The organism is Streptomyces sp. NPDC091292, from assembly GCF_044757265.1.
Classification (GTDB): domain Bacteria; phylum Actinomycetota; class Actinomycetes; order Streptomycetales; family Streptomycetaceae; genus Streptomyces.
In genome coordinates this window covers 1-13,706 of the sequence record NZ_JBIVUQ010000030.1, presented here as the reverse complement: position 1 = coordinate 13,706, position 13,706 = coordinate 1, and the positions used below count along the sequence as shown (strand labels likewise).

Annotated in this window: 10 protein-coding genes and 1 pseudogene; 7 read left to right on the top strand and 4 right to left on the bottom strand. The window is 66.2% G+C overall.

What is annotated here, in order from left to right:
- Window positions 1-67: 67 nt before the first annotated feature.
- Window positions 68-6,940: a polymorphic toxin-type HINT domain-containing protein gene (locus tag ACIQNU_RS40295; RefSeq protein WP_401376602.1), complete on the top strand. Its 6,873-nt coding sequence runs from the start codon at window positions 68-70 to the stop codon at window positions 6,938-6,940.
- Window positions 6,940-7,356: a hypothetical protein gene (locus ACIQNU_RS40290; protein ID WP_401376599.1), complete on the top strand. Its 417-nt coding sequence runs from the start codon at window positions 6,940-6,942 to the stop codon at window positions 7,354-7,356. The genes ACIQNU_RS40295 and ACIQNU_RS40290 overlap by 1 nt, the downstream gene beginning before the upstream one ends.
- A 103-nt stretch (window positions 7,357-7,459) precedes the next feature.
- Here ACIQNU_RS40290 and ACIQNU_RS40285 read toward each other — a convergent pair.
- From ACIQNU_RS40285 to ACIQNU_RS40270, 4 genes and pseudogenes are all read right to left on the bottom strand, one after another.
- Window positions 7,460-8,722: pseudogene (locus tag ACIQNU_RS40285) on the bottom strand (tyrosine-type recombinase/integrase); the annotation flags it as partial.
- 9 nt (window positions 8,723-8,731) lie between these two features.
- Window positions 8,732-8,959, bottom strand: a complete 228-nt coding sequence (locus ACIQNU_RS40280; RefSeq protein ID WP_401376596.1) for a helix-turn-helix domain-containing protein — start codon at window positions 8,957-8,959, stop codon at window positions 8,732-8,734.
- Between the two features lie 512 nt (window positions 8,960-9,471).
- On the bottom strand, window positions 9,472-10,287 hold the full coding sequence (locus ACIQNU_RS40275; RefSeq protein WP_401376593.1) for a hypothetical protein: 816 nt from the start codon (window positions 10,285-10,287) through the stop codon (window positions 9,472-9,474).
- A complete protein-coding gene (locus ACIQNU_RS40270; RefSeq protein ID WP_401376591.1) occupies window positions 10,266-10,553 on the bottom strand; it encodes a hypothetical protein in 288 nt (95 codons plus the stop codon). The genes ACIQNU_RS40275 and ACIQNU_RS40270 overlap by 22 nt, the downstream gene beginning before the upstream one ends.
- 232 nt (window positions 10,554-10,785) lie before the next feature.
- Here ACIQNU_RS40270 and ACIQNU_RS40265 point away from each other — a divergent pair, with 232 nt between their 5' ends.
- The 5 genes from ACIQNU_RS40265 (at window position 10,786) to ACIQNU_RS40245 (ending at window position 13,556) form a co-directional block, all read left to right on the top strand.
- Window positions 10,786-11,127, top strand: coding sequence for a hypothetical protein (locus ACIQNU_RS40265; RefSeq protein ID WP_401376588.1), 342 nt, complete (start codon window positions 10,786-10,788; stop codon window positions 11,125-11,127).
- On the top strand, window positions 11,120-11,401 hold the full coding sequence (locus ACIQNU_RS40260; protein WP_401376585.1) for a hypothetical protein: 282 nt from the start codon (window positions 11,120-11,122) through the stop codon (window positions 11,399-11,401). Before ACIQNU_RS40265 ends, ACIQNU_RS40260 begins: the two co-directional genes overlap by 8 nt.
- Before the next feature lie 622 nt (window positions 11,402-12,023).
- Complete coding sequence (locus ACIQNU_RS40255; protein WP_401376582.1) at window positions 12,024-12,473, top strand: hypothetical protein; 450 nt, start codon at window positions 12,024-12,026, stop codon at window positions 12,471-12,473.
- 170 nt (window positions 12,474-12,643) lie between these two features.
- Window positions 12,644-12,901: a hypothetical protein gene (locus ACIQNU_RS40250; protein WP_401376579.1), complete on the top strand. Its 258-nt coding sequence runs from the start codon at window positions 12,644-12,646 to the stop codon at window positions 12,899-12,901.
- 241 nt (window positions 12,902-13,142) lie between these two features.
- Window positions 13,143-13,556 (top strand): hypothetical protein, encoded by a 414-nt coding sequence (locus ACIQNU_RS40245; RefSeq protein WP_401376576.1) that lies wholly within the window; start codon window positions 13,143-13,145, stop codon window positions 13,554-13,556.
- Window positions 13,557-13,706 lie beyond the last annotated feature (150 nt).

Below are 13,706 nucleotides of genomic sequence, written 5' to 3'. Positions count from 1 at the left end.
GTTCGGAAGACGGGTGCCACGCCGACGGCGTTGGCATGGACGGGCCAAATTTGCGCTGGTTCTGGCGGTGACGGTGACCGCGGGTGGGCTGACGCCCGTGGTCGCGGCGGCCGAGTCGTCGCATCAACTGAAGCCGCTGTGGGAGCGGAAGGTCAGCAAGACCGAAGCGGTGACCGGGCTCGGCGCCAAAGCAGCCCGTGACAAGGCCGCTGCCGCGCGGAACAAGAACGAGGACCAGGCCAGGAACGCGAAGAACCAGCAGAAGGCGGCCTGGCCGCACGGCGGTGAAGGCCGCCTGAACGTCACTGCCGCAGGCTCAGCCGGGCTGATCGGCGGCCTGCCGATCGCCGTCAGCACCCCGAGGACGGCGAAATCCGCGAAGGCGCCGGCCGCGGGGGAGACACGGCTGCGTGTCCTGGGCCACCGGGCCGCGACGGATCTGGGAATCAAGGGCGTCCTGCTGTCGGCGGAGCCCTCGCAGGCCGGCACTGCCGATGTACGCGTGGAGTACGGCGAGTTCGCCTCGGCGTACGGCGGTGGCTGGTCGGGCAGGCTGGGCCTGGTCCGGCTCCCCGAGTGCGCACTGACGACGCCCGAGAAGGCACAGTGCCGTACCGCCACGAAGGTGGCGTCGGCCAACCACGTCTCGGAGCAAGCCGTCACCGCCACCCTCACCCTGTCGGCCTCCGCGCCCATGGTGCTCGCCCTCGCCGCGACCACGTCGGGTGAGTCGGCCTCCGGGTCGGGCAACTACGCGGCCACCCAGTTGTCGCCGGCGGCCACGTGGGAGGCGGGCGGATCGTCGGGTGCGTTCTCCTGGTCGTACCCGATGGCGGTTCCGCCGGCCCCGGGCCCGGCGCCTTCACTGTCCCTCGGATACAACTCGGCTTCGGTGGACGGGAAGACCGCGTCGACGAACAACCAGTCCACCCAGGTGGGTGAGGGTTTCGACCTGTCGGCCAACTCGTACATCGAGCGCACCTACGCGGCATGTGACGAGGACGGACAGGCCGACAAGCTCGATCTGTGCTGGAAGTTCGACAACGCCAGCCTGGTCCTGAACGGCTCGGCGTCCGAGCTCGTCAAGGACGACACCACGGGCAAGTGGCGGCTGAAGAACGACGACGCCTCCACGGTGACGCAGTCCACCGGCGCGGACAACGAGGACGGCAACGGCGAGAAGTGGACAGTCACCAGCGGGGACGGCACCCGCTACCACTTCGGCCTGAACAAGCTGCCCGGCGCCGGCACCGAACGCACCAACTCCGTCTGGACCGTACCGGTGTTCGGCGACGACCCCGGCGAGCCCGGCTACGACCAGGGCACCTCCTTCGCGGACCGCTCGGTGACCCAGGCGTGGCGGTGGAACCTCGACTACGTCGAGGACCCGCACGGCAACGCCATGTCGTACTGGTACACCAAGGAGTCCAACTCCTACGCCAAGAACGGCGCGAGCACCGCCACCGCGTCCTACAACCGCGGCGGGCATCTCGACAAGATCCTTTACGGACAGCGCGCCGACTCCCTGTTCTCCGGGGTGACCTCGGGCAAGGTCGATTTCAAATATGCCGAGCGCTGTACCGCATCCGACTGCTCGGAGCTGAAAGACTCCACCGCCCCCAACTGGCCGGACGTACCCTTCGACACCATCTGTGCGTCGGGGGCGGACTGCGACGCCACGGGTCCGGGCTTCTTCAGCCGGAAGCGGCTGACCCGGATCGACACCTCGGTGTGGTCGGCAACCGGCAGCGCCTTCACACCGGTGGACACCTGGGATCTCACCCAGCAGTACCTGGACGGCGGGGACATCGGTGACACCACCGACCAGACCCTGACGCTCCAGAGCATCAAGCACACCGGGAAGAACGGCACGGCGATCAGCCTCAACCCCGTGACCTTCACCTACGACATGCGCCCCAACCGGGTGGACGGCGACCGCGACGACATCCTGCCGCTGACCAAGCCACGCATCCGCACCGTCACCTCGGAGACCGGCGCGATCACCGACGTGACTCTCTCGGGCCGGGAGTGCGTGCGAGGCAGCAACATGCCGACGGCCGAGGACACCAACACGAAGTCCTGCTACCCGCAGTACTGGCACATCAACGGCGCTGAGGACGCCTCGATCGACTGGTTCCACAAGTACCGGGTCACCGACGTGATCACCAGCGATCCCACCGGCCACACCGCGACACAGGAGAGCCACTACACCTACTCCGGTCCGGCCTGGCACTACAACGACTCCCCGTTCACCCCGGCTTCCGAGCGCACCTGGTCCCTCTGGCAGGGCTACCGCACCGTCACCGTCACCCAGGGATCCGGCTCCGACCTGTCGAAGGTGACCTCCGTCTATCTCCAGGGCATGGACGGCGACCGGCTCCTGAAGGCGGACGGCACCCTCGACCCCAGCGCGCGCCGAAGCGCATCGGTACCCGGGATCGGCTTCGCCGGGCTGAACGTGGCCGACCAGAAAGACAGCGAACCCTATTCAGGCTTCCTGCGCGAGGAGATCACCTACAACGGCACCGTGCCCGTCTCGGTCACCGTCAACGACCCCTGGTCGAAGAAGACAGCCACACAGCACAAGTCGTACGCCGACACCGAGTCCTACTACGTCCGCACCGGCAAAACAGCCACGCACACCTACCTGACAGCCGGGCAGACATGGCGTTCGACGGTCGCCACCACCACGTACGACGACTACGGCATGGCCGTCGCCGTCGACAACGCGGGCGATACGGCCAAGACGGGTGACGAGACCTGCACTCGCACCTGGTACGCCCGCAACCCCGGCCTGGGCATCACCTCCCTCACGTCCCGGACCAGGACCGTGGGCAGGACGTGTTCCGTTGCCGAGGCAGACCTCTCCCTGCCGTCGAGCGCGGCCTCGGCCGGGGACGTCATCGCCGACACCGCGACCGTCTACGACAGCACGACCGCCACGGCGTGGACGGCGTCCCAGACCCCCACCAAGGGCGAGGCGAACTGGACCGGCCGGGCCTCCGCCTACCCCGGGGCCGTCTCCGGCGGAGAGCGCAGCCCCTCGGCCTGGCAGACGGTCAGCAAGGCCACCTTCGACAAGCTGGGCCGGTTGCTGAACGCGACGGACGCGGACAACAACACGACCAAGACGATCTACACCCCCACGGACACCGGTCCGGTCACCGAAACCTGGGTCAGGAGCCCGAAGCTTTACAGCACGTTCACCGACTTCGACACGGGCCGCGGCCAGCCCACAAAGGTGTGGGACCCGAACAACCGGATCACGGAGACGGTCTACGACGCACTCGGCCGCACCACCGCGGTGTGGCTGCCCAACCGCAGCCACGCGGGCGGGCAGGCCGCCAGCTATGTGTACGACTACTCCGTCTCGAACACCGCCCCCTCCTGGACCTCCACCGGCACCCTGAAGCCGGACGGCGACACCTACTCCACCAGCTACACCGTCTACGACTCGCTGCTGCGTCCGTTGCAGACGCAGTCGCCGGGCGCGACCAGCGGCCGGATCCTGACCGACACCCGATACGACAGCCGCGGCCTGGCCTACGAGTCCTACGCCGACATCTACGACAACGCCAACCCGTCAGGCACCTACACGCAGGCCGAGTACGGCGAGGCGCCGAGCCTGACCAAAACCGGGTTCGACGCGGCCGGGCGCCCGACGACCACGGCGTTCCTGGTCGGCGGGGTACAGAAGTGGCAGACCACGACCACCTACACCGGTGACTCCACCGCCACCACCGGACTCACCGGCGGCTCCGCCACCCGCACCGTCACCGACGCCCTCGGCCGCACCACCGAGACCCGCCAGTACGCCGGCACCTCACCCGCGGACACCGAATACGGAGCCACCGTCGGCGCGGAGTACAGCCGCACCCGCTTCACCTACACCCCCGACGGCAAGCAGAAGACCGTCACCGGCCCGGACGGCGCCACCTGGTCCAACACCTTCGACCTCTACGGCCGTCAGATCGCGGTGAGCGACCCGGACAAGGGCACCACGACCACCGGCTACACAGTCCTCGACCAGGTGTCCTGGACCAAGGACTCCACCGGGCAGGCGGTAATCACCGGCTACGAGGTGCTCGGCCGGCCCTCCGACACCTGGAAGGCGGCGTCCGGCGCCAACCTGGCCGATGCGGCGGTCCTGGCCGCGCAGAAGACGGACGCCAACAAACTCACGCACCTCACCTACGACAGCGTCCCCTTCGGCAAGGGCCAGCCCGCCACCTCCACTCACTACCAGGGCGGGGCTGCGGGCAAGGCATACACCCAGAGCGTCACCGAATACGACAGCCGCTACAACGTCACCGCATCCAGCCTCACGCTGCCGGCGGATGACCCGCTGGTGACGTCCGGAGCCGTCGCCAGCAGCACACTGAAGTTCTCCGCGTACTACAACATCGACGGAACCCTGCAGTTCACCAATGAGCCCGCGGCAGGCGGGCTGGCCGCGGAAGCCATTCGCTACGCGTACTCCGACCGGAGCCTGCCCATCTCCCTCACCGGCGGCCTCAAAGGCATCGTCCTGGGCACCACCTACACCGACCTGGCCCAGGTCTCCACCCTCCAACTCGGCGTCTCCGAAGCGACCGGCACCAAGAAGATCGACATCGCCAACGGCTACGAGGACGGCACCCACCGGCTCCTGCAGACCCAGGTCCACGCCCAGTCCCACGCCTACGACGCCCTGAACCTGCACTACAGCTACGACACCGCCGGCAACGTCACCCAGATCTCCGACACCACCACCCTCGCAGGCACCGGCAAGGCCGACACCCAGTGCTTCACCTACGACGGCTACCAGCGCCTGACCGAAGCCTGGACACCGGCCGACGCCAACTGCGCGCCCGACCGCCGCTCGACCGCCAACCTCGGTGGAGCCGCCCCCTATTGGACCGGCTACACCTACAACACCGCCGGCCAGCGCACCACCGAAACCACCCACACCGGCAGCAGCACGGCGACCACCACCTACTGCTACAAGGACGGCGCCACCCAGCCCCACACCCTCCTCGCCACCATCACCACAGGCACCTGCACAGGCGCCGCACCCGGCTACGCCTACGACGCGAACGGCAACACCACCAAACGCCCGGCCGGCAGCACGACCCAGAAACTGGACTGGAACGACGAAGGCAAACTGTCCCGCCTGACCCAGGACCCGGACGGCGCCGCCCGCGCCACCGACTACATCTACGGCCCCGACGGCAACCTCCTCATCCGCCGCAACACCGCCGGCGACGGCGAAACCGTCCTCTACCTCGGCGCCACCGAAGTCCACCTCAAAGCGGGCAAGAAGTGGGCCAACCGCTACTACACCTACGCCGGCTCCACCATCGCCCTGCGCAGCAACGAGTCCGGCACGGAGAAGATCACCTACCTGACCGGTGACCAGCACGGCACCAGCACCACCGCCATCACCTCCGACACCCAGGCTCTGACCAAGCGCTACGTGTCCCCCTTCGGCGAAGACCGAGGCACACCTCTTTACGGCCCCTGGCCAGACGACAAGGGATTCCTTGGTAAGAGTAGGGACACCACCACCGGCCTCACCCACATCGGCGCCCGCGAATACGACCCGGGCATCGGCCAGTTCATCAGCGTAGACCCGGTTCTGGACACCGCCGACGCACAAAGCCTCAACGGCTACGCCTACGCCGACAACAACCCCGTCACCAACAGCGACCCCACCGGCATGTGGCTCGACGACGGCACCGGCCGCAGCGAACCCAACCCCAAGGACCGTTCCGGAAACCAACGCAGCAACGTCGGAGTCCCCCGGGGTGGTACCGGGCCCGGCGGCTGTTACTACACCTGCGCCTCCAACAAGATCACAACAAAGAGCTGGACGGTGCAAAGCGGCGGCGTTCGGGGCTGGATCGGTGACGTCGGCACCACCTTCGTCAACGAGGCAAAAACGAGCGTCATCTCCCTCGTAGAAGCCCCGTACCAGCAACTCCTCACCGACAAGCGGTGCATCTTCGATGGTGACTGCATAGGCATGTTGATCAGCTCCTACCCGGCCTTGGTCGGCGCGATGGCGGCGACCTCGCGCGTTGAGGAGATATCCGGCGACTACTCAAACGGAAGGAGTGCGGAGGGCACCGGAAAAGTGCTGTTCGATCTGGCCCTGCTTATGGCAACACGGGGCGCAGGCGCTGAGGTCGAGGGCGAAGTCGGCGCAGCCAGAACCCTTCCGCATTGCAGTTTTACTCCTGCCACTCCGGTCCTGATGGCAGACGGTGAGTCCAAACCCATCGGCGACATCAACCCCGGAGACAAGGTCGAGGCCGCCGACCCCGCCAACGGCAAGCACAAGGGCCTCCGCAAGGTCACCGCCACCCACGTCAACCACGACTACGACCTGGTCGACGTCAAGATCCAGCGTGCCGACGGAAAGACGGAAACCCTTCACACCACCGCCAACCACCCCTTCTGGGACGACACCCTCCACACCTGGATCCCCGCCGGCGAACTCCGCGCGGGCCACACCCTGAACACGGCGAGCAACCAGCATGTCCGAGTCACCGCGGTCACCCCGCGCACGGGCGACCGCGACATGTACAACCTCACGGTCGACGACCTGCACACGTACTATGTGCTTGCTGGTGAGACGCCAGTTCTGGTCCATAATGCTGGTGGCGGCTGGACGCCCGACGCTGCCACGAAGGTAATGCGTGGTGGGCCGTTCGGAGCGACGTATTATCAGATGCCTGCCGACCGGCTTGGGAACGTCTATTGGTGGAGCAAAGACATGGCGGGGCATGGCGGTTCGCAATGGAAGATCTTCACTGAGTCGAAGACGGGCTTGGCGTGGTACAGGGATGCCGATATTAACGGCACCTACATCGACGGAAAATATAAGGGCGACACTGGCAAGTCGATTTCGTTTAAGAACCTCAAGGCGGTCAACGTCAAGCCTGGTGGTGTGTGCTGATGATCGAGACTGCTGCCGATTTCGTCCGGCTCGTGGAGAGCGAAGATCCTGTGGAGCGCAGGCGTTCAACCTGTGAGGATGCGCCGCTGTCGGTCTGGGAAGCTCTAGTGACAAGCCGTCCGGATATGCGATTCTGGGTCGCCAATAATCGAACCGTGCCTGACGACATACTCCGGATGCTCGCGCGCGATAATGATTGGCGTGTGCGCCACCGAGTCGCAAGCAAGATGTCTTGCCCAATTGACATTCTCGAGCTACTTTCGGTCGACGGGCACGATAGTGTCGCCTCGTTGATTGCGGGCCATCCGAAGACTCCGACCACTGCATTGCGGCGACTATTGAAATATCCCTGGGATCAGGTTGTTGAGAAAGCGACTCGACAGCTTGTGGCGCGAGGCGAGGAACTTAATGAGTAGCCATTTAAACCGTAAACGGTCACGCTGAATTACTTCACAGCCCCACCAGAATTTGTTTCTGGTGGGGCTGCTGTGGTGTTTGACGGCAACGCTGACGGCAACGTCAGTGGACGACGACTGCAGTGGGTGGGTCGTTGGGGTCGTCGTCGGTCAGGCCGAGCGCATCGCCCATGGTGTCGATGGCCTGGCGTTGCAGGCGGAGGCGTACGTGGGCGTAGACGCCGGCGGTGACGCCGATGTGGGCGTGGCCGAGGAGTTCCTTGATGACGACGAGATCGATGCCCTGTTCCAGAAGCAGGGTGGCGGTCGAGTGGCGGAGGTCGTGGAAGCGGATCGTCCGGAGTCCTGCGTCGTGGAGGAGGCGGCGGAAGCGGCGGGTGAGGTTGGTGGGGTCGAGCGGCCTGCCTTTCGGGGTGGTGAAGACGAGGCCGTTGTTCGTCCAGCTCGTTCCGGCCGCCTGGCGCTCCTCCTGCTGACGTTCCTGACGGATCTTGAGGGAGCTGATGCATTCGGTGGGGAGGGCGATGCGCCGCTCGGATGCCAGGGTCTTGGTGTGCAGGACGGTCAGACCCTGGCTGCGGGTGCGCTGGAGTGAGCGGTGGATGGTGGCGGTGCCGCCGTCGAGGTCGAGGTCTTCCCAGTGGAGGCCGAGGAGTTCGCCGTTACGGAGTCCGGTGCGCAGAGCGAGCTCATGCAGGGCGTGAAGCCGCTCGCCGTTGGCCGCATGAAGGAGTCGCTGGGCTTCGGCGGCGGTGAGGGGCTGGAAGCGCCTGGGGCGGGGCGCGGTTGTTTTGACGTTCCGGGCGACGTTGCGCGGCAGTTCGTCCTCGCGCACGGCGTGTTCTAGGGCGGACTTGAGGACCGCGTGGACGTACGTCACGGTCAGCGGTGACAGTCGCTTCTCGCAGCACTGGCCGATGGCGCAGCAGGCCCGTCGAGCAGCGTCCCGTTCCTATGCGCAGCACTGGCAGGTGGTGCGGAGTCCATCGAGGAAGGTGCGAACGTCGCGGGTGGTGAGCCGGGCAAGCATCTTCGCGCCGAGCCCGGGGTTGAGGTGGAGGCGGATGGCGGCGGCGTAGCGGGTGTGGGTGTTCTCCCGCAGGTGGTGAACGGCGACGCCGTCCAGCCAGTACGTGAGGTAGGCGCTCACGGTGCTGTCGGCCGCTGCCACGGGGAGGCCGCGGTTGCTGGCCGCGATCTTCTCGGTGAGCTTGGTCATCGCGTCCTTGCGGGTGGTGCCGTAGACGCGGACGCGCTTGCGGGTGTTGCCGGGGGCCAGCACGTATCCGGCGGCTTCCCACCGTCCGTCCTTGCGCTGGTAGACGGTTCCGTCGCCGTTCGCACGGGTACGGGAGCGCGTAGCGGGGCGAGGTCATCAGGCGGCTTCCTCTTCCATGCGGGTGCGGATGAAATCCGTGAGGGCGTGCGTGGGGATGCGGCGGGCGCGGCCGAGGGTGATCGAGCCGAGTTGCCCGGTGCGGAGCAGGTCGTAGACGGCGGAGCGGCCGAGCTGGAGACGAGCCATCACCTGGGGCACCGTGAGTAGATGCAGCACCGGTGCCGCTTCCGCACGGTGGAGGGCCGTGAGCGGGGGCGAGGCCACCAGCAGCCCCCTTCGGCTGTGAACTGCCGTTCCAGTTCAAGCTGTTCAGAGTTTTTTTACTTGATCAAGGCGGCCCGCTGACGCGGCCCGCGCGCCCGGTCCCACGGGGCCGCCGCCCGCTCCTGTCTCCGCCCCGCTCGCCGACGACCCCGCCGGACCGGGCGCGCAACAGTGAGCACAACGAACCTTTCCGGGGCTCCGCCCCAGACCCCGGCCCTCCCTCCGAGGGGGTGGGCATGTGGGTTGGGTGCGGCTTCGTCGTGATGTGGGGTTCGGGGGGCGCGGGAGGAGGTCCCTCGCCGCCCGGTCACCGGAGGCGTACCAGGAACCCCCGGGGGCCGCCAAGGCCGAGCGCACGCGTCACGAAGTGAGCCTTGGCGGCCCCCGGCGAACCCTGGCACGGCAAAGCTGCCCGACCGACGAGGGACCCCCTCCCACTCAGGCCGGCTTCTTGCCAGATGCCTCGGCACTGGCCAGCATGTCCGTTCCGTGTCGTGGTGCACCAAGGGTGGTCAGGACGCCAGCAGCTCGGCGACTTCGGGCACGTCTCGAAAGGCACGCAGGCGGTCCAGCACGATCCGCGTGCGCTCTGCTGTGCGTTCGCTACCGCTCTGACCAAGATCGAGCATGCGGCTCGTCGTCGTGGCGGCGGCCTCGGGCTCGTTGGCGTCGGCGTAGGCCACGGCCAGCCACGAAAGATACAAAGCCAACTCCCGGGCGTGGCTGGCATCGTAGCGTCCGAGCACGTCCGTCAGCAGCGGCACGGCACGCAGCGGGCGCCTCAGCTCGGTGTAGACGCGGGCCTCCATGACCTGCAATTCCCCGGCGTCCATCCAGTACAGGTACGACGGCGATCCGGTGCCGGCCGAGTCCTCGGCCAGGGCCTCGGCCGCTTCTCCCAGTGCGGCCATCGCCGGGCGGTCCTGCCTGGCCCGGGTATGCGCCCAGGCCACCCGGTCCAGATACAGCGCACGAGCCTTCGGCGGGGCGTCCGTACCGGCATCCTCCAGCGCGGCACAGGCCAGCCCGACCGCGTCGGCAGCGTGCCCGGTGTTGCTCCACTGGTAGGCCAGCGAACCCGCAACGTTCCCGGACAGCACGCCGTCCCCCGCGGCCCGCGCAGCGCTCATGCCGAGCCGGTAGATACGCTCCGCCTCGACATGCTCTCCAGCGTCGGACGCCACCCACCCGGCGATCTGAGCCAACTCGCCGATAGCCCGCAACAGTTCACGGCCTACCTCTTCGGTATGCACTCCCTCGCGGTAGAGCTTCACCGCCGTCCGCAGCTCGCGCAGGGCGGGACCGATCAGATCCTTGCCGTACAGCAAGTCGCCGGCCAGCCGCAGCGCCCATGGACCCGCTGGGCCAGGTCGACCACCTGCCCGGCCCCGATCCGGCGGCCCGTACGGGCGCTCAGCGGGGACAGCGGGTCGCCCTCGGGCAGGAAGTCGGCCACGGACCGTACGCGCGCAGCGGACTCGACAGGCGCAACAACCTTCGCCGCCTCCAGCATCTCGCGCGGAACCTCAAGCACCCGCGAGAGGAACGGCAGCCACTTGCGCGGGGACCGCTTCCCAATCTCCCAGCGGGACACGTCATTTCGTGTCGGAGGAACACGCCCAGGCGCAGCCTCAGCCAGCGCCTCGGCGAGCCGACCCTGACTCCACCCACGCGCCAGACGCAGCCGCCTGACCAGTTCCCCGATCGTCTCCCGCACCCAACCAGCTTGGCAGACAGAAAGGCAGACACGCTGGCTACTCCCAAAGGCTCACACCAGCGAGACCGTGATCAGTAGCCCCGAGTCGAGCCGAGGAGAGGGAATCAGGATGGCCGAGCGAGCGACACAAGAGCCCGGAGGGCTCACCGCGCAGGGGCCGCGACTGCTGCCGTGGACCACCGAGGGCGGGCACCCCTGTTACCTGAGCACCGACGGCCAGGGCTACCTCGCCAACCTCGCCGACAACATCGAAGCCATACAGCTGGGTATGGGCGAGGACCTGTTGGGATACGCCCGGGACACCATGGTTCCTGACGCGAAGACCTTGTCGGCTACCGAATACCGCTGGCTGGCCCGCCGGCTGACCGAAGCCCTCTCCGACGCGCTCAGGGTCGCCGGCTCGCGCGGTCAACGCCTCCCCGACCCGGACGAGGTGACGGAGTATGCCTGACTCCGTGAACACCGACGTGCAGTCCCGCAGTGCCACACGCTACCGATTCCGCGAGTACCACGTGGCCACCGTCACGGACCCCCTGGCACTGCCCGGCCACGAAGCGGTCTGCGTCACCGGCGAGGAACACAACTGCGGCGCCGAATCCGGCACCCTGCACACCCCGGACGAACTCACCCGCTGGATCGCCGAACACTGCGCCCGAACCGGCCACCAGCACTACGAGCAAACCGTCCGCACCCTCCTCCGCACAGAGCCCGGCGCGTGGCAGTAAAGTCCCCCGCGCCGACAGCGCGTCAGCGGTAACGCGACCCGTGCGGCCCGAGCCGCTGACGGCAGTAGCGACGGCAACACCCACGGATTTCCCCGCACAAGCACGGACAACAGCGGAACCCGAAACCGCCGCTGATCTGCGAATACGCAGATAGAGAGGGTTCGCGCAGCACACGTACTATGTGCTCGCGGGGGGCCACGCCGGTACTCGTTCACAACAGCAACTGCCCTCTGTGTACGGTGGGTGGGCCGAGGGTTCGCCCAGGGAAAGATATCGATGTGGATGCAGACGGCTTCGTCAATGGGCCTACTGCTGAGCAACTGAAATCTCTGGATGTGCAGGGGCTCTCGACGTTTGATTCGGGGGAGAACGCTAGCCGTATCGGACTGAAGGGGCAGGTTCGTACCCCTACGGGTCCACTTCCTGACGGGTTGGGCGTTATCGCCGACGGCAGAGGGGTCGGAGGTCCGCGCGCGCTTGGCCACCACACCATCTACCCAACGCGTCGCATGTCGTTCGATGAGTATGTAGGGCTCATCCAAGGGATGAACTGGCAGAACATAGGAAAGAAGCTGTGAGTCCAGAAAGAGATGCCCTGGAGATAGAGGAATGGCGAGCCTTGGTGGCAGCTGAGCAAGAGGTCGCTCGATGTCGCGCCGAGGTGAACCAGTCGCCCTCACGCGTGGACTTGCTGGCGAAGGCACTTTCAAGCAGTTCGGCGTGGGATCGGTCTGCCGCTCTGGATTTCCTCCGCCTCTTCCCTGAAGACGTTCCGAAGCTACTCGATCTACTGGTTGACCTTTCCTTGTCGACCGGGTGGGCGCTGCCCGCCCGCGAGGCGATCCGGGCAGCTCGGAAAGAAGTTGATCCATCGCAATTCGCGCGGGTGGCACTGGAGTGCCTATCTGACGGTGAAGCCGAAGACTATCTCAGATTGGCTGACGTGCTGGCCGAGGTTGAAGCGTGGGACGCTCTGGGTGCCGTGATTGGCAAAGCTGCCGCGAGTAGCGATCCTGAAATCCGGGAAGTCTCTCGCAGTTTCACTGAAAGCCACGGCGGCATGTTGCCTTGATTGGCGAGTAGCCTTCGTTGGTGAAAATGGGCCGAGCCTTGCGTTTTCCGAATTTCCGACCTGCTGGAATTCAGGTCTATCGCGACGGGTGTAGGTCTGCAAACTCGAAGCCCCGTCAGGTGCGTCTTGGGTTCTAGTGGTCCTCGCAACACCCCAGCTCAGGGGATGCGATGGACTATCGCGGGGCCAGCGGGGACGATTGTGTCCTCGACGCGGGCACGGTGGACGACCTGTTGGATGACAAGGGGATACGAACTCTCATCAAGCGACAGCTACGGGACTGGGGATTGGAAGCGGCCAACCGTTTCGAGGGAAGCAAGGCATGCTCGTTCGGCGCGGACAGTGGGTGGCATAACGGCGAATTCAAGGGACTTGACGCCAAGAACGCCATTGGTCGGACGAAGTACCGCATCACTTCGACAGGGTGAAGGTGGCGGCCATTCCGTACACCGGGTTGACGATCGATCTGGGACAATTCCTAGATCTCCACGAACATGGGCACGCGCAGGAATACGACCTGCTCGGCACTAGTTCGCTGCACGATTTCTAGTCGATGGGGAAGGGGCCGACATGAAAAAGTTTCCAAACGGACGGAGAGTGGCCTTCGGGTTCGTTGTCCCAGGGCTCCTCGCCCTCTCGTGCTGGGGCTGCGCCACAGTTCGTGCGGGGGTGGGCATCGAGCCCGCTAGGCAAGTTGACCCGCGGATGTACGAAGGCTGCACCGATGGACGAAGCCTCAAGGAGGTTCGTCGAGTCTATGGGCTCACGATTCCCGCTGCGGCAGAGAACCTGCGCTACTGCGAACAGGAGGACTGGTCCGGCAGCGGTGGAGAGTTGCAGTTCGACACCTCCAGAAAGGGATTGGAAGAATTTCTTGACGGAGTCGGGACCGACCTGAGCCTGCAAAAGATGGAGGGATCCTCCCTGGAGAGGGAATGGCAGAAGATCCCCCGTGGAGTCCAATTCGAAAACGGCGTCTACCTGAACAGGATCGGCGGGTGCGACAACGAAATTACGGTCGACATCCAAGAACTGCGTACCGACGAGGTGCGGATCTACCTTAAAATGAGCTGTATCTCGTGACCGGCTGGCGGACGGGGGAGCCCGCGAGGGCCGAGGCGGCCGACTCCGACGTCGCACTAAGGGTTGTCCCGTAACTGCTGGTCACAGTGAGATGATCTTGTGGTGGCTGGTGTGATCACGGCGTCGGAGCCGTCCTGGATAGCCCCGTTC